25 protein-coding genes are annotated in these 22,911 nt (G+C 47.6%); 16 read left to right on the top strand and 9 right to left on the bottom strand.

Going from position 1 to position 22,911, the window contains the following annotated elements; genetic code table 11:
* Positions 1–62: 62 nt before the first annotated feature.
* Together thrS and Q502_RS13555 are read right to left on the bottom strand one after the other, a co-directional pair.
* A complete protein-coding gene (thrS, locus tag Q502_RS13560; RefSeq protein WP_099829694.1) occupies positions 63–2,009 on the bottom strand; it encodes a threonine--tRNA ligase in 1,947 nt (648 codons plus the stop codon).
* A gap of 13 nt (positions 2,010–2,022) precedes the next feature.
* A complete protein-coding gene (locus Q502_RS13555; protein ID WP_099829693.1) occupies positions 2,023–2,400 on the bottom strand; it encodes a RidA family protein in 378 nt (125 codons plus the stop codon).
* A 57-nt stretch (positions 2,401–2,457) separates the two neighbouring features.
* Here Q502_RS13555 and Q502_RS13550 point away from each other — a divergent pair, with 57 nt between their 5' ends.
* Positions 2,458–3,243 (top strand): radical SAM protein, encoded by a 786-nt coding sequence (locus Q502_RS13550; protein ID WP_243392293.1) that lies wholly within the window; start codon positions 2,458–2,460, stop codon positions 3,241–3,243.
* On the opposite strand, the gene Q502_RS13545 is transcribed toward Q502_RS13550, so the two are convergent.
* Complete coding sequence (locus tag Q502_RS13545) at positions 3,244–3,723, bottom strand: hypothetical protein (protein WP_099829692.1); 480 nt, start codon at positions 3,721–3,723, stop codon at positions 3,244–3,246.
* Between the two features lie 412 nt (positions 3,724–4,135).
* Here Q502_RS13545 and Q502_RS13540 point away from each other — a divergent pair, with 412 nt between their 5' ends.
* The 15 genes from Q502_RS13540 (at position 4,136) to Q502_RS13470 (ending at position 18,384) form a co-directional block, all read left to right on the top strand.
* A complete protein-coding gene (locus Q502_RS13540; protein ID WP_099829691.1) occupies positions 4,136–5,254 on the top strand; it encodes an ABC transporter substrate-binding protein in 1,119 nt (372 codons plus the stop codon).
* Positions 5,255–5,323: 69 nt separating this feature from the next.
* A complete protein-coding gene (locus Q502_RS13535) occupies positions 5,324–6,214 on the top strand; it encodes a branched-chain amino acid ABC transporter permease (protein ID WP_099829690.1) in 891 nt (296 codons plus the stop codon).
* Positions 6,215–6,224: 10 nt separating this feature from the next.
* Positions 6,225–7,187 carry a branched-chain amino acid ABC transporter permease gene (locus Q502_RS13530; RefSeq protein ID WP_099829689.1) on the top strand — a complete coding sequence of 321 codons (963 nt, stop codon included), beginning with the start codon at positions 6,225–6,227 and terminating at the stop codon, positions 7,185–7,187.
* A 12-nt stretch (positions 7,188–7,199) separates the two neighbouring features.
* Complete coding sequence (locus Q502_RS13525; protein WP_099829688.1) at positions 7,200–7,958, top strand: ABC transporter ATP-binding protein; 759 nt, start codon at positions 7,200–7,202, stop codon at positions 7,956–7,958.
* 2 nt (positions 7,959–7,960) lie between these two features.
* On the top strand, positions 7,961–8,677 hold the full coding sequence (locus Q502_RS13520) for an ABC transporter ATP-binding protein (RefSeq protein WP_099829687.1): 717 nt from the start codon (positions 7,961–7,963) through the stop codon (positions 8,675–8,677).
* Position 8,678: 1 nt separating this feature from the next.
* Entirely contained in the window at positions 8,679–9,926 is a 1,248-nt protein-coding gene (locus Q502_RS13515) for a lactate racemase domain-containing protein (RefSeq protein WP_099829686.1), read from the top strand.
* Positions 9,926–11,179 carry a LeuA family protein gene (locus tag Q502_RS13510; protein WP_099829685.1) on the top strand — a complete coding sequence of 418 codons (1,254 nt, stop codon included), beginning with the start codon at positions 9,926–9,928 and terminating at the stop codon, positions 11,177–11,179. The genes Q502_RS13515 and Q502_RS13510 overlap by 1 nt, the downstream gene beginning before the upstream one ends.
* Positions 11,176–12,216: a butyrate kinase gene (gene buk / locus Q502_RS13505; RefSeq protein WP_099829684.1), complete on the top strand. Its 1,041-nt coding sequence runs from the start codon at positions 11,176–11,178 to the stop codon at positions 12,214–12,216. The genes Q502_RS13510 and buk overlap by 4 nt, the downstream gene beginning before the upstream one ends.
* A gap of 11 nt (positions 12,217–12,227) precedes the next feature.
* Complete coding sequence (locus Q502_RS13500; protein ID WP_099829683.1) at positions 12,228–13,130, top strand: phosphate acyltransferase; 903 nt, start codon at positions 12,228–12,230, stop codon at positions 13,128–13,130.
* 10 nt (positions 13,131–13,140) lie between these two features.
* Positions 13,141–13,971 carry a sugar phosphate isomerase/epimerase family protein gene (locus Q502_RS13495; protein ID WP_099829703.1) on the top strand — a complete coding sequence of 277 codons (831 nt, stop codon included), beginning with the start codon at positions 13,141–13,143 and terminating at the stop codon, positions 13,969–13,971.
* Positions 13,968–14,693 (top strand): GntR family transcriptional regulator, encoded by a 726-nt coding sequence (locus tag Q502_RS13490; RefSeq protein WP_099829682.1) that lies wholly within the window; start codon positions 13,968–13,970, stop codon positions 14,691–14,693. The genes Q502_RS13495 and Q502_RS13490 overlap by 4 nt, the downstream gene beginning before the upstream one ends.
* 2 nt (positions 14,694–14,695) lie before the next feature.
* Positions 14,696–14,995, top strand: coding sequence for a UxaA family hydrolase (locus Q502_RS13485; RefSeq protein ID WP_039659601.1), 300 nt, complete (start codon positions 14,696–14,698; stop codon positions 14,993–14,995).
* Entirely contained in the window at positions 14,982–16,181 is a 1,200-nt protein-coding gene (locus tag Q502_RS13480; protein WP_207759741.1) for a UxaA family hydrolase, read from the top strand. Before Q502_RS13485 ends, Q502_RS13480 begins: the two co-directional genes overlap by 14 nt.
* Positions 16,178–17,281, top strand: coding sequence for a M20 family metallopeptidase (locus Q502_RS13475; RefSeq protein ID WP_099829680.1), 1,104 nt, complete (start codon positions 16,178–16,180; stop codon positions 17,279–17,281). The genes Q502_RS13480 and Q502_RS13475 overlap by 4 nt, the downstream gene beginning before the upstream one ends.
* Before the next feature lie 2 nt (positions 17,282–17,283).
* The gene (locus Q502_RS13470) at positions 17,284–18,384 is read left to right on the top strand and encodes an Ldh family oxidoreductase (protein ID WP_099829679.1); all 1,101 of its coding nucleotides are present in this window, start codon (positions 17,284–17,286) and stop codon (positions 18,382–18,384) included.
* An 8-nt stretch (positions 18,385–18,392) separates the two neighbouring features.
* Here Q502_RS13470 and Q502_RS13465 read toward each other — a convergent pair whose 3' ends face one another.
* The 6 genes from Q502_RS13465 to Q502_RS13440 all read right to left on the bottom strand — a co-directional run bounded on the left by Q502_RS13465 (position 18,393) and on the right by Q502_RS13440 (position 22,906).
* Positions 18,393–18,710, bottom strand: coding sequence for a hypothetical protein (locus Q502_RS13465; RefSeq protein WP_243392292.1), 318 nt, complete (start codon positions 18,708–18,710; stop codon positions 18,393–18,395).
* A 21-nt stretch (positions 18,711–18,731) separates the two neighbouring features.
* Positions 18,732–19,295: a hypothetical protein gene (locus Q502_RS13460; RefSeq protein ID WP_099829678.1), complete on the bottom strand. Its 564-nt coding sequence runs from the start codon at positions 19,293–19,295 to the stop codon at positions 18,732–18,734.
* Between the two features lie 144 nt (positions 19,296–19,439).
* Positions 19,440–19,883 carry an SsrA-binding protein SmpB gene (gene smpB, locus Q502_RS13455; protein WP_099829677.1) on the bottom strand — a complete coding sequence of 148 codons (444 nt, stop codon included), beginning with the start codon at positions 19,881–19,883 and terminating at the stop codon, positions 19,440–19,442.
* Between the two features lie 214 nt (positions 19,884–20,097).
* Positions 20,098–21,204, bottom strand: a complete 1,107-nt coding sequence (locus Q502_RS13450) for a Xaa-Pro peptidase family protein (RefSeq protein ID WP_099829676.1) — start codon at positions 21,202–21,204, stop codon at positions 20,098–20,100.
* 32 nt (positions 21,205–21,236) lie between these two features.
* Entirely contained in the window at positions 21,237–21,548 is a 312-nt protein-coding gene (locus tag Q502_RS13445) for an antibiotic biosynthesis monooxygenase (protein ID WP_099829675.1), read from the bottom strand.
* On the bottom strand, positions 21,545–22,906 hold the full coding sequence (locus tag Q502_RS13440) for an 8-oxoguanine deaminase (protein ID WP_099829674.1): 1,362 nt from the start codon (positions 22,904–22,906) through the stop codon (positions 21,545–21,547). The genes Q502_RS13445 and Q502_RS13440 overlap by 4 nt, the downstream gene beginning before the upstream one ends.
* Positions 22,907–22,911: the final 5 nt, after the last annotated feature.

The following is a 22,911-nucleotide window of genomic DNA, read 5'->3' as shown; positions in this document are numbered from 1 at the left end:
GCCTCCTTTCGAGGAGTTCTCGGATAGGAAAACAAGACCCCCGCATTGCAGGGGTCTCTTTATCATTCAAAAACACTCGTGGCCCTTCTAGTCTTGATCTCTTCAGAAAGCTTCTCGATAAACTTGTCGAGTTCAATGGATCCAAGATCTTTTTCACTTCGCAGTCTTACAGATACGGTGCCGCGCTCTCTTTCTCTATCACCGACTATCAACATATAGGGCACTTTTTGCATCTGAGCATCCCGTATCTTGTAGTTTGTAGATTTCTGCCTGTCATCAACCTCGACTCTGAACCCCTTGTTCTTCAGTTCAGAAGCGACTGACTCGGCGTATTCGATGTGTCTGTCGGCTATGGGGATGACTGCAACCTGGGTCGGAGCAAACCACGTTGGGAAGGCTCCTGCGAAGTGCTCGATAAGTATTCCCATGAATCTCTCAACTGAGCCGTAGATGGCTCTGTGAATCATAACTGGCTGGTATTCCTCGTTGTCGGAGCCCACATACTTGATTCCGAAGCGCTCGGGCATCATGAAATCGAGCTGAATAGTGGCGCACTGCCATTCCCTTCCTAACGAATCCTTTATATGGTAATCGATCTTAGGACCGTAAAACGCCCCATCACCTTCATTGACCTTGAACTCCATATTCTTTGCCTTCAGAGAATCTTCAAGTGCCTTTGTAGCAATATCCCAGAGCTCCACTTCGCCCATGTAATCTTCAGGCCTCGTCGAGAGCTCCGCCCTGTACTCGAAATTGAAAGGCGAGTATATCTTCTCTACGAAGTCGATCACGCCCATGATCTCCTGCTGAATCTGTTCTCTTGTGCAGAATATGTGGGCGTCATCCTGAACGAAGCCTCTTACCCTGAAGAGCCCATGCAGGACACCTGAACGTTCGTATCTGTGGACCTTCCCAAACTCGAAGAGCTTCATCGGAAGATCCCTGTAGCTCACAGACGAGGACTTGTAGACTATGATATGACCGGGACAATTCATTGGCTTTACCGCAAACTGCTGGTCCTCTTTCTCCGTGAAGTACATGTTGTCCCTGTAATGATCCCAGTGCCCTGATGTTCTCCACAGGGCATCCGACATGACCTGTGGCGTACTCACTTCCCTGTAACCGTCCTCTATGTGCTTCTCTCTGGAGAACTGAAGGAGTTGATTCAACACTTCCGTACCTTTCGGAAGGAAAACCGGCATCCCGGGAGCGTATTCGTAATTGATTGTAAACAGACCTAGAGCAGGACCAAGCTTTCTATGGTCCCTCTTCTTCGCTTCTTCTATCATCTTTAGATAAGCTTCGAGATCGCTCTTCTTGGCGAAGGCAGTACCATAAACCCTCTGAAGCATCTTGTTGTTCTCATCGCCTCTCCAGTAGGCCCCGGATACAGATGTAAGCCTGAAATACTTAACCTTGCCCGTCGAAGAAACGTGAGGTCCCCTGCAAAGATCGACAAATTCTCCCTGCTTGTAGAATGTGACGCTATCAGTACCAGTATCCTTTACAAGATCCTCTATCAGCTCTACCTTGTAAGGCTGGCCCTCCTTTTTCATCAGAGCTATTGCATCGCTCACAGGCAGCTCGAACCTCTCCACCGTGAGATCTTCCTTGATTATCTTCTCCATCTCGGATTCGATCTTCGGCAAATCCTCTTCAGTTATTCTAATATCTCCCAGATCTATGTCGTAGTAAAATCCATTCTCAATTGTAGGCCCTATGGCCAGCTTGACTTGATCCTTGCCATAGATCCTCATAACAGCCTGTGCCAAAATATGAGACATCGTGTGCCTAAAGAAGACAGCCGATTCAGGATCTTTGTCGAGAATCAGTCTCACAGAAGCATCCCGTTCAATTGGCCTGTCTGCATCCCAGAACTCATCATTGACAACAGCACCGAAGGTTCGTCTGGCAAGGCCCTCGGAAATGTCACTTGCCAGTTCTGATGGTGTTACGCTTTGCCCGTACTCCTTGATTGTGCCATCGGGCAGCTTTATAGAAATACCCATGATATCCTCCTGATTACGGTATTATCGCCACAGCTTCCATTTCTACCAGCGCATTCTTGGGCAAGTTAGAGACTTCAACGACAGCTCTCGCGGGCTTGTGTTCCTTGAAATACGTCATGTAGATTTCGTTTAGTATCGAGAATTTCCCCATATCTCTAACATAGATGTTCACTTTCACGATATTGTCCAGACTCGACCCGCCGGCGGCGATAACCGCGAATAAATTCTCCAGTGATTGTCTGCATGCTCCTTCGAAATCCGTCACCAGTTCACCGGTCAACGGGTTGAGGGGGATCTGTCCAGAAACAAAGAGGAAACCGCCCGCCGCTATCGCCTGAGAATATGGTCCAACCGCTGCCGGCGCCTTGTCAGTACTGATAACCCTCAACACAGTAACACCTCCTATTTTGGTTAATTATATCATTACAGAATAGATGAAGCGACGCATATGCACTTTCAAAAACGCATTCGTGAAGAGAAACGCTGTAGAATCTATCTGTATATGATTGAAGAGATAAGAGCAAGCAAAGCCCTTACAAAATCAGGTATTCCTTTGACGGATTTCACGGTCAATCCTTATGTTGGATGCACAATCGGCTGCAAGTACTGTTTTGCAAGGTTTATCGGCCCTTTCAAGTACAGCCGCGGCAGATGGGGCAGAGACGTTCAGGTTCGTAAGAATATTGTCTCTCTTCTGAGGAAAGAGATCGCTCACCATCCCAAGCGCGCCGTGTTTCTCAGTACGGCCTGTGATCCATATCAGCATATAGAAGAAAAGTATGCAATCACCCGTGAAATTCTGAGAATACTCATCTCTCACCGAATTCCTGTATTCTTGATGTCAAAGTCCGCTTTGATTAGAAGGGATATTGAACTGCTGAAAGCCTCCGAAGGAGAGGCAAGGGTTTTGATAACGGTCACTACGGACATAGACGCTGTCAGAAAGATCCTTGAACCGGGTTCATCTTCCTTTGAAGAAAGACTCGAGACAATCGACATGCTTACTGCCAGCGGCATCAAGGTCGGAGCTTTTGTCGGTCCGGTTCTCCCCATGAACGCAGCTAGAGTTGCCTTCGAGCTTTCAAAAAGGATCGAAGAAGTACACATAGATCCGATGAACTACATTTTTCAAGTCAGAGACACCTACAGAAAATACGGCTGGCAGAGATGGCTCACTGGCGATGCCTATAAAAATGTTAAAGAAGAATTCTCCAAACTACTCAAGGTCAATTAGCTAGAAAACCAGTCCCGCCGCAATGTAAGGACAGAATTCCATATTTTCGAGTGACGGCGTAAAATCGAGATTCAAACCGCCCTCAAGAAAAAGACCAGAATCAGAAACACCGAAGCCGGCCCTAACTCTGGCTGGAAGATCCCAGCCTTCGATTTTTGCTCCAAGTACGTCAATCACTCCCCTTACCTGAACACCTAAACCGGCTTTTATGAATAGAACAGTAATGGGAAGCTTCAGATTAAGGCCAACATAACTTAAGAACGGATCCGAGAATTCAATCCTTCTTTCTGAAGGCCACACTTGAGCGACAGGAATATCCAGAGAGATTGGCCCGATACAGCCGAGAAGCGAAAGCCTGGCACAGCTAAGGCTGTTTTGATCGGATTGAGTAACATCCACACTCATTCCCAGATCGATCTCCACAGCTATCATAGTGGAAACTAAGACCAAAGAAAGAATCATCAGAAAGAACACCCTCACAGACAACACCCCCAGAAAGAGCCCCTACACAAAATATGCTCTAAAGCTATTATAAACCAATCGCTAGCAAGAAAGCGGATTACCAGCAGCAACTCATGATCCTTTCATGAATGGTTGTGCGTCAGCGCGAAAGAACCGTGTTGTAAGGCAAGCGTTGATCTGATCTGCTCCTGATATTGGACTGAAACCATTTCAGAAAACAACCTCCGACTGCAATCAGTCCAACTATAGCTTGATAATCAAGCCTATTTTGAATTATTCGATCGTGATCGGGTCTGAAGACATTAAAACCATTCAAGAAAATAATGATACACTGTGCATGATGTATAATGCATCGCGTTCATTTCGTGTTAATCTTTCTTCCCAAAGAACGGGGCTTGCTCTAGAAGGCCCCAAATATGGAGGTGTTTGGATGAAGTTAAGCAAGGTACTCGTAGTCGCGATTGTCTTGTTAATCGGGGTTGCGGCATTTGGAGCAACAATCAAGGTCGCATTGGTTGCACCGTTTACCGGTCTCGGTTCGATTTTGGGCGACTACATCAAGATGGGTGCTCAGTTAGCACTGGAAGAGATCAACGCTGCCGGTGGAATTAATGGAGATATGCTTGAAATGATTGTATACGACGATGCTGCCAATCCTAGCACGGCTTCCAGTGTTATTAGAAGGGCATTATTTCAGGACAACGTAGTGGCAGTTTTTGGACCTAACATGAGCAGTGCGGTTATTGGAGTTCACCCGTTGGCTCAGCAGGCCAAGGTTCCGATGCTAGTCGGTGCTACTTCTCCTTCGTTCAGGTACTCAGTTATTCCCAACGATTTTCTTTTCAGACTCAGAGCTGACGACAAAGTAAAGGTTATTCAGCTTGTGAAATACGCGGTTGAGGTTCTTGGGATTGAAAAACCCGGAATCGTCTACGGATCTACTGATTACTGTCTTGCAGGCCTTGACGTTGCAAAAGAAGAGTTTCCCAAGTACGGAATAGAGATTGTGGCAATGGAACAGATCAAGGAAGGAGACAAGGATGCGACTGGTCAGCTGTTGAAGCTCAAAAACGCAGGCTTCGACGGTTTGATTGGACTTACTCACGAATCCGAGGCCGCCGTTACTGTCAACCAGCTAAGGCAGTTGCAGATTGATGTGCCGATTATCGGTTTCTCTGCATGGGGCGTTCCGGCATTTACAGATCTCGCTCCAGAAGCCGCAATTGGCGTCTATTCTGTTCAAGGTTTTAACCCGGTCGATCCAGATCCCGCGGTCCAGGCTTTTGTTGAAGCTTACAAAGCAAGATGGGACGGAAAGGAACCGAGCGATCCCGCTCAGGCGTATTACGATGGAATGTATCTTCTAGCGGATGCCCTGAGGAATGTTGGAACCGACGGTACTAAGCTCGCACAGTACCTGGCCAATGAAGCAAATATCGTTGGTGTTCAGGGAGAACTGAAGTGCGATGAACACCATAACTTCACCAACGTCTGTCTAATCTCCCAGTTTGATGGAAAGGACTGGCAGATTATCAACAAACTGTACTGAGCCTCTTTGCGGGAGGGGGCGTGCTCAGCCTGCCTCCCGCTTCACTTATCAAGACAAGGAGTGTGAATAATGCTTCAAGACATTCTCCAAATCATTGTTTCAGGGGCTTCAATCGGTGCTACGTATGGACTTGTAGGGCTCGGAGTTGTTTTCCTGTGGCTGACGATCTCAAGAATAAACTTTGCCAACATATCGTCGGCGATGTTGGGAGCCTATCTCTTCTACAGTTTCTATACTCAACTGAACTTGGGTTTTTTCATTTCTTTCGTTTTGTCTATAGCCGTAATAGCGCTCTATGGGTTGGGATTGAGAGCCTTTATATATGAGCCCATAAGGAAGCGGGGAGGCGGACGTCTCGAATTCGTGGTCGCCACGCTTATGCTGTGCACCTTCTGGCTCAACTTGATAATCGTCACTTATGGGGCTTTGCCCAAGCCATTTCCACCGGTATTTGGGGGAAGCCAAGACTTCATTTCTTTAGGCGGAATAAGAATTCCTACTCTCTATCTCAATATCTATTTGGTAATCGGAATCCTTATGGTATTCATTTACTTCTTACTGAACAAGACGCTCATAGGAAAATCATTCCGGGCTGCCGCACAGAATAGGGAAGCCGCGGCTCTTATGGGAATAGATGTGAAGGTAACGACCTCTCTTTCTTTTATACTGGCCACGTGTGTGGTGGGAATTGCAGGTATACTTCTTGCCCCGATATACTTCGTGTCATTAGAACTTGGTGGTGGGTCAATTGGTGTCAAAGGGTTCGCATCTGCCGTTCTCGGCGGATTGACCAATCCGTACGGGACGATACTGGGCGGAATATCTCTTGGATTGCTGGAGAACTTCTCCACCCTCTACATCTCTTCTACATACAGAGACATCATATCCTTCTCGGTTCTTGTCGCCGTTCTAATACTCAAGCCTTCCGGAATATTCAACTGGAAGAGCAAGAAGATATAGGGGGTGCGAGATGAAGAAGCTGATATTGATTGTAGGAGCGATACTACTAATAATACTATTCCCACTTTTCACGAATAACATGTATCACCTTTACCTAATGAACAGGGCTTTGATACACTCCATCCTTGCAACAGGGTTGGTCTTCCTTACAGGTTTCGCTGGCCAGATATCGCTCGGGCAGGCGGGTTTTTACGCAATTGGAGCATACACTTCGGCATACTTCACTGTGCGGCTGGGACTACCAATTTCGATTGGGGTTATTGCGGGAGTAGTTCTGAGCGTTGTTGCGGGCTTCCTGCTGAGTATCCCCTCGTTCAAACTAAAGGCCTTCTTCTTATCTCTAGTAACAATCGCCTTCGGGCAAATAGTCTGGATGCTCGTGATAAATCTCACACCGATAACCGGGGGGCCATATGGTTTCTTCGGAATCCCATTCTATTCAGTGGGAAATAACATGCTTTCCTACGGTCAGGTGTTCTGGCTTTTTGGAGGGATACTGCTCGTGTCAGTTTTCATTATGTACCGCATCAAGCACTCTCACTTCGGCAGAGCGATGCTTGCTATGAATGACGATGATGTGGCCACTGAGACCTGCGGAATATCTACAAAGAAGTTAAAGATCGCCGCTTTCGGTTTTTCGGCAGGCTTGGCAGGGCTTGCAGGAGCGCTTTACGCTCATCTGGCAGGATTTCTTTCGCCCGAACCATTCACGTTTTTTGAGTCATCGAATTTCGTTGCGATGGCCGTTGTTGGTGGTCTTAGACACATGAGCGGAGGAGTTGTCGGCGGAATCGGGCTCACTCTTCTGCCGGAATTCCTCAGATTCGGCGGCTGGGAGAACTACTACTTAATGGTGACCTCACTGATCGTTATCGTTATCATAATATTCGTACCCATGGGGCTCGGGCCGATACTTGAGAATCTCTTCAGAAAGGTCTTCAAACTTAAGAGAAGCAACACAAAGACATTGTAAGGTGGGCTGAAGATGGACATACTAAGAACGGAAAAGTTGACAAAGAGATTTGGCGGAGTTGTGGCAAACAATGAACTTTCGATAGGAATTTCTCAGGGAAATATCACAGCTCTTATCGGTCCGAATGGCTCCGGAAAGACGACGTTCATAAATGTAGTAACAGGAGTACACCCGATTACAAGCGGAAAAGTGTATTACAAAGATCAGGATATCTCTCAAATGGACATAAACAGGATAAGTAGATTAGGTATTGCGCGCACATTCCAGAAAATCCGGCTCTTCGAGAACCTATCAGTTATAGAGAACGTTCTGGTTGCTCGAAAGTCGTTTTACAAGTCAGGCCCATTGAGCGTCGTTTTGGGAACCCCGAAGTTTAGAAGAGAGGAAAGTGAGAACAAAGAGAAGGCTCTCGAGCTCTTGAGGCTTGTTGGACTTGAGGAGAGAGCATATGACTCTCCTACCGGCATGGCATACGGATTGAGACGCTGTCTAGAAATAGCAAGAGCACTAGCCCTTGAACCTCAGTTGATTTTCCTCGACGAACCGGCAGCGGGTATGACTAGAGATGAATTCAAGGTGATCATGGACTTGATGATTATTCTTAAGGAAAGAGGAATAACGATTCTACTGGTAGAACACACGATGGACTTTATCAAGGCAGTTGCCGACTGGGTATATGTTCTCAACTTCGGTCAGGTTATTGCGGAGGGAAAGTTCGACGAAATCGAAAAGGATCCACTTGTCCTTAAAGCCTACCTGGGGGAGGATTGATTATGGCCTTGCTTGAAACCATAGATCTTTCAGTCTCGTATAACGAGGTTCCTGCTCTCAGAAAAGTCTCTATAAAAGCCCAAAAGGGAGAGGTCGTCTCTGTTCTTGGACCAAACGGAGCAGGTAAGACAACTCTACTAAAGAGCATTTCCGGACTAGTGGCTTCCGAGTCGGGAAGCAAGGTCTTGCTGAACGGAGATGAGATTCAACATCTGCCGCCCCACAAAATCACCAGGTTGGGGGTAATACACGTTCCAGAAGGAAGGCAGGTATTCCCAGAACTCTCCGTGCAAGAAAACCTTGAAGTTGCTGCTACTAGAATTGGACTCGCAAAGGCTCGCCCAAACATCGAGAAAGTTTATGAGCTTTTCTGGGAACTGAAGTCCCGGAAAAATCAGATGGCCGGCACGCTTTCCGGTGGAGAGCAACAGATGCTTGCAATTGGAAGGGCCATCGTTTCCGATCCATTGATCATGATGATAGACGAACCTTCCATGGGACTGGCTCCTGTTATCGTTAAGAGAATATTCGAGACTCTGAAAAATTACGTCAAGGATACGGGTCTTACAATGTTGATTGTGGAACAGAACGCGAAGCTCTCGCTCCCAATGAGCGACAGAGTTTACATCGTATCGCAAGGTCAAATAAAACTCGAAGGCTCCGTCGATGAAGTGAAGAGCGACGAGAGAATCCGAGAAATGTATTTCGGTGGTAAGTAAGATGAAATTCTCGCTTGACTATAGAGAGAAGGAGAGACTTCAGCTGGAAGTTCCGGCGGGAAGAGTACTTCTTCCGACTTCACCTGTTGAGAGAAGCGGAGAGGGCAGCTCTCTGCGTGAATCGCTACTGAAGCCATTTGATGCTGCTCCGATCCTGGAGCTTGCGAAATCTGCGAAAGAGATAGTCCTGATCGTAGAGGATCATACAAGGCACTCTCCAATCTTTGAGACTCTCTCTTTCATGAAATCGCTTTTCGTCGAAAACAAAATTCCCTGGAGCAAAGTCTCCTTGCTGGTTGCGACTGGAACTCACAGACAAATGACGGCTGATGAGCTAACCGAGAAGTTCGGCAGTTTTTCTCGCGATACCAGAATCCTCCAGCACGATGCAGAAGCAGCCGGCAGGATGAAAGACTATGGAGAATTCCTTGGAGTTCCGATCAGGATAAACGAAGCGGTTGAAGCCGACCTCACAATTGGAGTGGGTTCGATCGTTCCTCACAGGTTCTCCGGATGGTCGGGTGGAGCTAAAATTGTAATTCCGGGCGTCTCTGCATATGAAACTGTCTTTGAGTCCCACAGGATGGCAATTCTGAAGAGCAGAGCCGACGTCGGAGTTCTTGACAATGAGTTCAGGGAACTTATAGATGAAACCGGAAAACGAGTGGGACTTGATTACATTATAAATTTCTACTACGATATCGAAGGAAGAATCGCCGGATGTGTATCGGGCAATCATGTAACTGCGCACAGAGAAGGCGTCAAAGTCGCGAGAGAAGAGCTGCTCCGAGAGTTCCCGGAAAAAGCCGATGTCACCGTGATATCTTCATTCCCCTCTGTGACCGATTTCTGGCAGTGCGGCAAAGCGCTGTACACATCCGATCTTGTTACCAGAAATGGAGGAGACATCGTTATGGTCTCGTCACTCGATGAAGGCTTTGGCGACCATCCTCTATTCGCCTCATTACTCAAGTTGGAGGCAGAAAAGATCCTAGAAAGACTGGACATGATTACCACCGAAGACCCGCTAGCGTATGTGGCGGCCTATGCAGTAAGGAAAGTTATTGAGAAGAAAAGGATTCACATTGTGAGTGACACAAAATTTACAGATCGGTTCAATGAACTCGGGTTAACGGTCCATCAAGATATTCAATCGGTTGTTGACCGAGTGGCGCCGGCCGGCAAAAGCATCGCGGTTCTTCAGAACTCACTTGTATTGCCGGAAATATCGAATAAGGAGGCACAATAATGAAACCGAAAGATCTTGATTACATGAAGCTAAATGAAACACCATACTTCGATGAATCCCGCTGGGTGAGTCCTCTCAACTATGAGAGAGATATCCAGGGAGAAAACGCAAAAGACAGTATCTACATACACGACGTTACGCTGAGAGATGGAGAACAGACTTGTGGTCTTACCTGGAGCGAGGATCAAAGGGTGAGAATCGGAGTTGCGCTGAATGATTTGGGTGTGAAGTCCATTGAGGTCGGAATGCCGATAGTCTCCGACGAGAACAAGAGGGCTATACGTAGACTCGTTGACATGGATCTCGATTCGGAAATCGTTCCATTCGCAAGGTCTTTGAAGAAGGATATCGATGAATCTGTCGATTGCGGCGCCACACGAGTAGTGGTCGAACACGCGGTAAATCCATACGATAACGAGCTTGTCTATGGTGTATCCCCCGAAAAACTGATCGACCGAGTCGTTTCGGCAATACTCTACGCGAAGGAACAGGGCATGAAGCCGACCTTCATGGGCTGGGACGCAACAAGATCGACCCCCGATTATGTCCTGAAAGTCTTCACAGAAGTGGCAAAGCAAGCGAAACCGGAGAGTATTGTCTTTGTGGATAGCTTTGGAGTCGCCTCCCCATTTGCAATCGAGTTCATCTTCACTGAGCTTAGGAAGGCCATTCCGGACATCCCGCTGGAGTTCCACGTTCACAATGAATTTGGTCTGGCAATGGGATCGGTTTTCGCCGCAGTAAGAGCTGGTGTATCAGGCATTCACAGCTCGATCAACGGGCTTGGCGAAAGGACGGGCAACGTAGCTACCGAAGAGGTCGCCGCCGGCCTGAAACTCCTGATGGGGATAGATACAGGAGTCGATCTGAGGAAGATCGGATACACTTCGCGACTGGTCGAGGATATTTCGAAAATCCCAGTGGCGAACAATAAGCCGGTCGTTGGGAAGCGTCTCTTCTGGGTCGAATCGGGCATCGTAGTTGATGCAATCGACAAGTTGAATGCGGCCGGAATTAACGCCGCCATGACCCCGTACCTTCCTTCGCTCGTAGGAATGGGCGAGATAGACGTGAAGCTCGGCGCCTTCAGCGGTCAGGCAAGCATAAAATACTGGTTGAAGAGATTGGGCATACAGGCGACAGAAGACCAGCTTGAAGAACTGACGGAAATTGTGCGAAAGGAAGGACGAATAAGAAACACAGTCCTCGAACCTGACGAATTCAAGAGAATAGTCGGAGATTACATGAAATGAGTCTGATTCTCGTCATAAATCCCGGTTCGACATCAACCAAGGTGGCCGTCTTCAAAGATGGAAATGAAGTGTTCAAGAAGACGCTTTCCCTTGACGATAACATGCTCGACCTTCCCCTTTTTCCCGATCAGTACACAATAAGGAAGGATCAGATCCTCAAAGAACTGGACAGAAACGGGATAAGACCATCCCAACTGACTGCCGTGGCGGCCAGAGGGGGGAGATTGAAACCACTGAATTCCGGAGTTTACCACATTAACAGAGAGATGGTCAGTGACGCCAGGAAGGGCCTTCAGGGCATTCACCCTGCAAACACAGCTGTCGTGATAGCTTTTGAATTGGCTCAGGAATTCGGAATGCAGGCTTTCACCGTCGACCCGATCAGTGTGGACGAACTCGCCGAGTGGGCAAGAATAACAGGAATAGAGGAGATCAGAAGAAACTCACTCTCCCATGCGTTGAACATGAAGGCAGTCGCGAAGAAAGCTGCGACTGAACTGGGAAAGAGGTACGAGGAAGCGAAGCTCATAGTGGCCCATCTAGGAGGCGGCTCCTCGGTAAGCGCCCATCTGAACGGAAAGATGGTCGATCTGTATAACAGTGACAAGGAAGGTCCCTTTTCTGTGGAAAGAGCGGGCGCCCTCCCGACTCACGAATTGGCGGAGTTTGTACGCTCGAGAGACGATTATCTCGAATACCTGGCTCACAGGGGCGGTCTGTTTTCCCACTTTGGAATGCGCGACGTTGAACGGATCGCCGAAGGCGTAAAAAATGGAGAAATCGATTCTATGCCGCTTGAAGCGTACATTTACAATATTGCAAAATACTCATACAGTCTGCTGGCGGTATTTGACGGAGTTCCCGACGCCCTTGCCATTACGGGTGGCGTAGTGAAGTGTGACTACGTCAGAGAAAGACTTCTTGCGAAACTAAAGGGTATAAGAGTTCTTCTTTTCCCGGGAGAATACGAGATGGAAAGCCTTGCCGAAGGAGCGCACAGAGTAATACAGGGGATCGAAGAGGCCCTGGAATACTGAGGTGATGATCGATGATTAATTCCCTTTCTGAGTTCATTCTTGAAGCAAGTAAGTTGCAGAAGCGCGTGAGAGTAAATTGCGTGCAACCGCATGATCGAAAGACGATGAAGGCCATAGAATCAACTGCCTCCTCTAACGGCAATTTTGAATTCACTCTCTTCGGAAGATTGGAAGAGATAAAGAAGGCGGCATCTGAAGGGTTTCTGAACACGACGCGTGTTGTCGAAGGAGAATCTGAAGAAGATAATGCTTCAAATGCTGTCTCTGCTTTGGAGGGAGATACTCCCGCCGTCCTAATGAAAGGCGACATCAATACCACCGTGTTTCTGAGAGAGCTCTTAAAGAGCCCCAGGGTAAGGGCTAGCGGAAGGCTTATAAGTCACATTTCCTGTATGGAGGTCCCCGAGCATCCAAGACTGCTTTTCATAACTGATGGGACGGTCAACGTTGCACCTGATTTGAAGGAAAAGGCAGAGATACTCAGGAATGCCGTTGAGTTTGCAAGATCGATCGGAATAAGTGAACCAAGGGTCGCGGTAATCGGAATAAATGAGCGAGTCTTGGTAACAAATCGCGACCTCGTTGAAGGAGCTGTGTTGTCAAAAATGGCGGAAAGAGGGCAATTTGGAGTGTGTCTCGTGGACGGCCCCCTGCCCATAGATACTGCCCTGAAAAAGGAAGCGGCACTGAAGAAGGGAATTACGTCTAAGGTCGGAGGCGAGGCCGACATACTGGTCTGTTCTAATCTTGAATCAGCGGCCAACCTTATTAAAGGGCTCGTACATCTAGGCAAGTCCAAGACGGCCGGGCTCCTTTTGGGAGCAGGATTCCCCGTTGTTCTCACATCGAGGAGCGACAATGAATTCGCAAAAGCGGTGTCGCTCTCAATGGCGCTAGTGAGTGCGGTGGGCTGAGGTGAAAGAGATGGCAGTAAGCTTTATGGTGGCCAACGAGGATATTCCGGCCAGTGCAAAGGTCACTGGCCTCACCGGCAGGTTGGAAGAGACGCTCGCCGCAGTGGCGGGTACCGGTTTCAACTCTTTTGAGCTCATGATCGCCGAACCCGAAAAAGTGGATGTTGAAAAACTGAAGCGACTCGAGCGACAGTACTCTTTGAAGTGCATATTTCTCTGCACTGGCGAGATGGCAGGAACTGCCGGCCTTTACCTGAACCACATAGACGCGAACGAAAGAAAGAGAGCGCTGAACTCCTTTTTGCAGGCAGCCAAGAAGGCACATGCTCTAGGAGTTAACCTTAATATCGGCAGACTTAGGGGAGTAATATGGTCCGACGGCCTCCAGAGGTCACTCGAGAGGCTTGGAGAATCGCTGGAAAAAATCGATTCGTATGTGAGAAGTGAACTCGAGGGCTTGTCCGTCTTGATAGAACCATTGAGGAAGGTGGTCTGCCCGATCCTTAATAACTGTGTCGAAGCCGCCTCTTTTCTTTCTGAGAGAGAGCTGAGGAGTTTTGGAATTCTCCTTGATTCTGACCATTTCGATGAGTTGAAGGATCCCGCTTTTGTAAGTTCGAACATCGAGCTGATAAAACACGTTCACCTAGCAGATACGAATCACAAACCTCTGGGGCGGGGCGCGATTGATTTTCAGAGCTTCTTGAAAATGCTGAGCAAATCGAGTTATGTCGGTGAATACAGTGTCGAGGTCTTCTGCGATGAAGATCAGATAGAAACTCTAAGGGAAACTGCTTCATTTCTGAAAGCTTTCCCTCAAATCCTGGGGGGATCACTTTGAACAGATCGGCAGACACAAATCACTTTCAGGGAATCCAGCAGCAGCTTTACAGATCAATAAGGGATAGCATCGTAGAACTGGAAATCCCTCCCGGAGCGAGATTGACGATCGAGAAGCTGAGAAGAATCTACGGTGTTTCTTCTACTCCGGTAAGGGGGGCTCTCCACAAGCTGAAGGAAGATGGTCTTGTCGCGCCGGGAGCCGCCAAGAGTTTTTACGTAAAGGAGATTCTCGAAAATGACGTCAGGAAGCTCTTCCCGATAAGGCTTGTGCTGGAGAAACTTGCATTGAGTGAATCAATTAATCGGATCGACAGAGAGATCATATCGAATCTGATCGTGAGGATGAGAAGACACCTCTCGGAACCGGAGGAGACAAAGAACAAAGTTCCTTACGATATTGACTACAGGCTGCACAGGGAGATACTCAATAACTGCAATAATGAATATCTAATTGAAATGATGTCGAAGATCTCGATACTGCTCGCCAGAATGCGGAACGTGATCAAATACTACCTTCTTGAACAGCAAAAAGACTGGATAATTAACGAGATGGAGGAACATTTCAAAATCGCGCAGAGCATCCTGGAAGGAGACCTGGAGAAGGCTTCTGCTGCCCTGGAAGTTCATCTCAAGCACTCAATGAATATGATATGTTCTATACTCAGTTCCAACCATATTGACTATGCTGCCAAAGAAAGCTTTGCCCATTTGGAGGATTAGAAATGAAGCATGCTATTTTGCTGTCTTTAAACGACAATGTCGCAACGGTGCTTGAGAAAGTGGATATCGGCGAAGAGATAGAGGTGAAGGGTGTTTCCGGATTGCAGATGCTGGTTGCGAAGGAAGAAATACCTTTCGGTCACAAAGTCGCTGTGAGAGACATCAAAAGAAACGAGAGAATAATCAAATACAATAACAAGATAGGGATTGCAACTTCGAACATCTCGACGGGCCAGCATGTTCACATCCAAAATGTTGTAAGCGAACGAACGGAGATCAAAGAGGGAGGTGACAGGGCTTAGGCCAGATATTATGAAGACCATGATGGGTTATTTAAGAAGTAACGGAAGTGTTGGAGTGAGAAATCACGTCCTCGTTCTCCCCAGTGTTCTTTGCTCTTCGAATGTTGCCAGAAAGATTTCGGCCGCTGTTCCCGGATCGGTAGTGGCCAGCCACAATCAAGGTTGCGCTCAACTGGGAGATGACTTTCAGCAGACTAGAAGAACGCTGATAAATACTGCGCTAAATCCTAATGTGGCAGCCGTTCTTGTTGTTGGGCTCGGTTGTGAAAGGGTGTCCCCACATGAACTGAGGGACGTGATTCTAGACAGCGGAAAACCGGCCGGACTAATAATGGTTCAAGACTACGGAACCGTAGAAGCTGTAGAAAGGGGAACTGCAATTGTCAGGAAAATGGTAGAGGAAGCTTCGAAGAGTGAAAGAGAGGAAGTTCCGCTTTCAAGACTTGTCCTAGGCATGGAATGCGGTGGTTCCGACTTCTCTTCGGGTTTGTCGGCCAATCCTGTAGTCGGCGAGGCTGCCGACATTCTATGGAAGGAAGAAGGTCGTGTGATACTCTCTGAGACCACTGAACTGGTCGGTGCAGAACACCTCCTCTTTGAGAGAATGAAAAACGAAGAGATGAAGAGGCGATTTGCAGGGATGCTAAAGAGAATGATTGATGAAAGCATGAAGAACAGCCGCGATGTGGTGGATAAAGAAAACGTCCCCAACAACATCTCTCCTGGGAACGTACGGGGAGGACTGACCACACTTGAAGAAAAGTCGCTTGGAGCAATGATTAAGGGCGGCAAAGTACCGATAGTAGGTGTTAAAGAGTACGGCGAATTAATTGATCCGGAGCCAGGTCTTTACCTTATGGATACGCCCGGATATGATGTAGAATCTGTCACAGGAATGGTTGCCGGTGGCTCTACAGTTGTGCTTTTTACTACCGGGCAGGGAACTCCTACAGGCAATGCGATAGCACCTGTTATAAAAATAACTGGAAACCACGAAACGGCTAAAAAGATGAAGATGAACATCGATTTTGATTGCAGTGCGATAATCTCCGGAAAAGAGACAGTAGAAGAAGGCGGAAAGAGGCTTTTCGAACTTGTTCTGAGAGTTGCTAACGGCGAAAAGACTAAATCAGAGATTCTTGGACAGGATGATTTCTCAATCTGGAATGTGGGGATAAAACTATGAGTTACAGTGATTCCCAACTCGAAAGTCTTCTTTTTGAGTTATGCTCTGCCAACACAACGAATCCTCCGGGTAATGAAGATCTCGCCGTATCGATAATCGAGAGAACTCTCACGCGAAAAGAAGTGAGCGTAGAGATTCACCGAGTTGCCGATAACCGTTCGAATCTCCTTGCAAGGATCGAACGCGATCCCCGAATCTCATATTTAGTCTTCTCCGGTCATATGGATGTTGTACCCGCCGGTTCAAACTGGAATACCGATCCTTTCAAACCTGAACAGATAGACGGGGAGCTCTATGCCAGAGGTTCCGCAGATATGAAGGGTGGTCTTTCGGCCTTAATTGCGGCGCTTGTAGATCTTTCGGAAGATAGGGAGTTCTGCGGAAACGTGGCTCTTCTTGCCACGTGCGACGAAGAAGTCGGTTGCTCGGGAATACAGTACTTTCTTGAACACAAACCATTCGACATCTCGGCTGTGCTGATTGGTGAGCCCACTTCTTTAGGACTTGCCACCGGAGAGAAGGGAGCGCTCTGGCTTAAACTGAAATTCAGAGGCAAATCAGCGCACGGTTCGCAACCGCAAAATGGAGTTAACGCAGTTATAAGGCTTTTCAGTGCCTACAATGAGCTTTCTCAGGTTCTAGGGAAAATAGAAGGCCTTACTGAGAGCCTGAACATCATTCGAGGTGGATCAAAAGAAAATACCGTCCCCGATGAGGCCGAATGTGTTATCGACATTCGTTTTGCAGAGAACACAGATTCTTCAGAAATCATCGCTCTCGTTGATTCCGTTCTAAGCAAATACAATCAATCAGAGAGAATCATTTTGCTCAACAGGGAGTCTTTCTCCTCTTCAGGCACTCTCACTGAATCTGTTAAGGAAGTGCTCAAAAAGAAAGCCCTGAAAGCCGAAGAGCTCTCAATGACCTACTTCACTGACGGTGCCTTTACTGCATCGCAAGGGATTGAGACAGTAATACTAGGTCCCGGAAGCCCCTCAATGGCGCACAGGTCGAACGAATATGTGGAACTTGAAGAAGTCCATAGGGCCCGAAGGCTTTATGTAGAAATAGCAAGGAACTTCTTTGAAAGGACAAGATAATTATGGGTAGACTCGTAGCATATGAAAACCTCAGGAAGCTCTGCGAAGAGATCCTTGTTTCCGAGAATTTCAACATAGAGGCCGCTCATGAAATAGTGGACGTTTTGTTGGAAGCTGATTTGCGTGGCATTCCTTCACATGGTGTTGCAAGACTTGGTAGGTACATTAAGGAAAGAGATAGCGGAAATATCCTGCTCGATTCCAAGCCATCGATAGTACATGATACTCCGATTTCGGCTACAATTGACGGTAACGGCGGCCCAGGACAATGTGTTTCCAACTACGCGATGGATCTTGCAATAACCAAAGCGAAGAAGTCGATGATCGGCTTTGTCTCGGTCAGAAACTCAAATCACTACGGAATCTCAGCCTATTACTCCGAAAAGGCGCTTTCAGAAAAGATGATAGGGATAGCAATGACCAACAGCTACCCTCTCGTCGTTCCGACTTTCGGGAAGGAGGCCGTTCTCGGAACAAATCCCTTTTCAGTAGCCATCCCTGGATCGAAGAAGGATTTCATACTGGATATGGCTACTAGCGTTGTGACCAGGGGAAAATTAGAGGTTTACGATAGGCTGGGAAGAGACATTCCAAACGGCTGGGCAGTGGATGAAACAGGTAGTAGCACAACCTCTCCCAGAAGGGTTCTGAACAACTTCAACAATCGAAACCTCGGAGGTATTCTTCCCTTGGGAGGATCCGATGAGGATTTTGGTGGTCACAAAGGGTTTGGGATGGCGCTTCTTGTAGATCTGCTGTCTGCCGGGCTATCTTTGGGGACTTGGAGCGCAAAGACTTACTCGAGTTCCCAGGCTGGCGTGTGCCACTTCTTTGGCTGTTTAGACCTTAAGCTCTTTGGAGAAGCTTCACACCTAGTAAGACACATGGAAAGGATAGTCGACGAAATCGTTTCAAGTGACAAAGCCGAGGGTCATGAAAAGATCTACTATCACGGAGAGAAAGAGGCATTAGCAAGGGAGAGATCTCTAGAGTCGGGAATAGAACTGGATAACAAGACAAAACTACTGCTCACAACACTGGCAGAGAAACACGGCATCAAGAAACCTGCCGATTGGCCGCTGACCGGAACTCAACATGAATGAATTGCCCTCTAGAATATCCATCTAAAGATTATTATCGGCCTGAAAGGCAGGCTGTGAACAAAACTATACGCTGATGCTATGCCTGCAAAGTCTGCGATGAGGTCTCCAACCTCCGCGGAACCTCTGCCTGAAATCAGATCCCAGACTTCCTTCCCCACACCCAGTAATGCGGTAAAGGCAAAACCGCCTGTGTCCCCAAGAAGGTAACTTGAAAGGCCAAAGGCGGTATAACTAACAGAATAATGTAAGAATTTGTCGTAACCCGTTACCGCTAAACCAACAATAGAAAAAAATAGAACAAAGAATAGCAAAAAATACTTGCTCAAAAAAGCCTCTTTAGCTCTTGATTAGAATTCGTAGAGTACTCCAAGTCCTGCAGAGAAGAACTCGGGAAGGGGCCAGTAATCTCCGCCGGGGAAGTCTCCCTCCTGGCGAGTTTGATAGTCTTTCACTCTGTAACCCCTGGCAAATCCATTGAGAATCATCTTGTCAGTGATCGGTGTCATTATCTGGAACCCACCACCGACAGCAAGATGAGGAGCTCCGAGATTAAGTATTCCTATCTCCCAGCCGGGTTCACCGAAATTAGAGTCCTGAACTGAACCCACACTAACAAGCAGCCTCACCTTCAGATTGAGTGTCTCGAGAACCTGAAAGTAAATGTCAGCATTTAAAAGGCCAATCTTATTGGTCGGATATCTGATTGCAGCCTGAGCACTCAACATGGTTCCAATCTTATCAGTAAATGGAAGCTGAAGAGAGAGATCAAAAGCACCGGCACCCCATCTCTCTGGCTGATAAACTGGATTAGTGGCATTGATTCCAAAACCACCACCTATAAGCGCTTTAGGCGTAGAGAGACCCAGTGAGACCGCAAAAAGGAGCAAAGCTACTAAAGCGACTTTCTTCATAAATACACCTCCCCTTAATAATTGCAAAGCTATTGGCGTTATTGGCACTATATGACAGATTGATTATACCACAACAGTATTGAGGTTCAAAGCCATTATTGCTGCTCTATTCGGAAGAAAAATACGCCCAGGAAGCAAGATTATTCACAAGTCTGTCCGTTGACGCATCCTTCTTTCAACATCCCTCTTCGCGATATCTTCCCGCTTGTCGAAAAGCCTCTTTCCCTTTGCAAGCGAAATCTCAACCTTAGCCTTTCCCTTGTCGTTGAAGTATATTCTCAGAGGGATAATTGTCAATCCCTTTTCCTTGATCTTCTGATCGAGCCTCAGTATCTCCTTCCTATGCATAAGGAGCCTTCGTTTTCTGCGCGGCTCGTGATTCCAAACATTTCCATGTGTATACTGACTGATATTGCATTCCATAAGAAAGATTTCTCCATTCTCGATCTTGCAATAGGTATCAATCAAAGAAGCGCCTCCAAGGCGCAGAGATTTGACTTCCGTACCGACAAGCTCGATCCCGGCTTCGTATGAATCCATAAGATGGTACTGGAAACGTGCCTTTTTGTTCGTAACTACCGTTTTCATTGAGATCCCTCCGTCTCGCTGAACGGAATTCATTTTAGCACAAGGTCTATGCATTTTAAAAAAGGGATCTTAACAAGATCCCTTTCTATGGTCTGCTCTTTATTTTAGACAAGAGAAAACCATGCCCAACTTATTATAACTCTTATTCGTTGACTCAAATGAAACTTGATAAGTCAATTATGAAAAAAAGCGATTCTCGGTCTGATACTGTCGCTCAGTCAACAATAACAATCGCAGGCCTCTTAACTGATACACCGTCTATTTCGAATTCAAGAGCCGGCCAGGAGCTCGAATCGGGAAATGACAGAATCGTGTTCTGTGACTTGCCTACAAGTACAGTATCCTCGGACTTCGTGCCTCTAATTGTCGGGTTCCAGGCAACCGCGTTTCCAATTTGGAGAACGATATCACTCTTCAGGTTAGCAATCACCTCTCTGGGGAGGTAACCCGCAGTTCCTCCCTGGTGATGAAGTTTCCATTCACCTGCCCTGCCAGCCGTTTCATAGGCCTCTACTAGCCTCTCAAAAACCTGTGAAAGCTTCACTCCTGGCTTCGAGCATCCGATAACCTTTGCATCAATGAGGCAGTTCTGTTCGTGTTGCCTCCTGATATCATCTGATGCCTCAAACAGAAAAGACCTGCTCGAAGAGATTATCAGCCCTCGTTTCCTTGCACAGATACTCGCGAAGCCTCTCTTCCCCAGTCTGACATCTCGCGAAAGATTGTGTCTGTAACTGAGAGAGCTCTCCTCCGAGAAGACCAGTGTCAACACCGGCTCTATATCCCTCTCTGCCATGGCCCTATAGAAAAGCCCTTGAACCTCCAGCTCAGTCATATGACGATTCAAATCCGGCACTATCAGGGAGAAGATTTCATCGCACTCTCTTCCCAGAGCTTTGTACGTGTCGATTTCCGTCTCACTTAAGACGCTCCGCATGGGTGTTATATCAACATACTCGCTTGAGTATCTTCCCGTATCCGATATAAGCTTCCCGTTTACCACGCTGTCCAGCAGCCTTTTCTCTCCGGAGGGCTCAAACCAGCTATACTCAAGAAACCCGAACTCTCCGAGAAGACTTTCATCCAGCTCGATCTCCTGAATTCTCAGCTTTTCAATATTGTTTGTGATCATGTAGACGCGATCCCCTGTTATGAGAATTGAGGCTTCTCCCTCGGTGGAGTTCAGGGTAATGTGACTCCTGGCTCCGAAAGTGAACCATGAGAAATTACAGCACTTGCTCAACAAAAGGGCGCTTGCACTTCTGGCAGCTATTAGCTCTCTCAAGCTCTTAACCCTATCTCTAAACTCTTCTAAAAGCATTATTCCCCTCATTCCTGCCCGCAGCACTTGGTTTATTTCCAGTTTTCTATTCCATTAGGTTCGATCACTTTCGTCCGTGTTCCGACACGCGGTCGATCCATGAATGGTTCCACACTTTCTTTCCAGAGTTTGTAGTGTTCCGTGCATTTATGCTCCATCGCAGCTTCGTCAGACTCGTAAGCCTCATAGAGATAAAAGTGGCACGGATCACTTTGATCTTGAAGAAAATCGAATCTGAGATTCCCCGGTTCTCTTACCGAATTCCTGTGATTTCGGCTTGTTGCTTCGATGAACTCTTCTAAAAACGCACTCTTGACATGAATATCAACTATTGTTACAATCACAGCCTCTCACCCCTGACCAACCTTATAGACATTTCGTTGTGCCTCTTGATTAGTTCTGAGAGTTCGCCATCGACTATCCTGCCGTTCTGGACGCGGATCTTCCCGTCAATCATAACCAGGTCGCTGTTGTGAGGGTCGCATAGAACAAGAGAAGCCACCGGATCGGATAGCCCTCCGGCCATCGAGAGAGTGTCCAGTCTGAAAGCGGCCAAGTCGGCAGACTTTCCCGGCTCGATCGAACCGATGAAGTCGTCCATTCTCAAGACCTTAGCTCCGCCCAGCGTCGCGAATTCCAGAACATCCCTCGGCGAAAGGGCGTCGGCTCCATTGAGGACTCTTTGAAGCATCAGGGCATTTCGTATCTCAAGAAGCATGTTTCCCGTATCGTTCGATGAGCTTCCGTCAACGGCAAGACTGATCCTGATTCCGGCTTCCTTCATCTCTTTCACACGGGCGATTCCCGATCCAAGTCTCATGTTTGAGGAAGGGCAGTGAGCCATGCCGCAGTCATGCTCGGCGAGCCTCTTGATGTCTTCATCGCTCAGCCATACGAGATGGGCGAACCAGCTTCGCTCGTTGAGCCAGCCGACCTTTTCCATGAAATCGACCGGTCTCAATCCCTTTTTCTCGATACAGAAATCGTCTTCGTCCCTAGTTTCGGCGAGATGTGTGTGAAGAAGCACGTCGTATTGCCCGGCGAGTTCGGCCGTCCTGACCATCGACTCTTCGGTCACCGAGAAGGGAGAACATGGAGCCAGGGCTATCCGCAGCATCGAGTGTTTTTCTCTATCGTGATACTTCTCTATTAGTCTTACGGAGTCCTCGATTATCTCTCTCTCGCTCTGGACGACCGAGTCGGGAGGTAATCCTCCGTCTTTTCTGGAGAGAGACATCGAGCCCCTGGTGGGATGAAATCTCACGCCGGTACTGCGGGCCGCTTCTATTTCGCTGTCGATGAACTCTTTCCTTCCCGTCGGGTGAAGGTAAAGCATGTCGGTTGTCGTTGTCACGCCGGAGGCCATCATCTCGTAAATCGCCACTTTGCTGCTGACATATATCGCTTCGTTGTCGAGATTTTTCCACCTCTCGTACAAAAAGACAAGCCAGTCGAACAGCTTGGCTGAGGCGACTTCCTTTACGCTGCGGAAGAGCGACTGATAAAAATGATGATGAGTGTTGACAAAACCGGGAGTGATGATCCGTCCGGCCAGGTCGATCTCCACGTCGCCCGGAGGAGGAGTTCCCCTGCCGACATCGACTATTATTCCATCTTCGACGACGACATAAGCGTCTTTCAGCTCTTCTCTCCTTTCATTCATTGTCACGAGATAGTCTATGTTCTTGAGTACTGTTTTCAAGCACT

The organism is Mesotoga sp. Brook.08.YT.4.2.5.2. (assembly GCF_003351125.1).
In the GTDB taxonomy this organism is placed as follows: domain Bacteria; phylum Thermotogota; class Thermotogae; order Petrotogales; family Kosmotogaceae; genus Mesotoga.
This window is presented reverse-complemented; position numbering and strand designations above follow the sequence as displayed.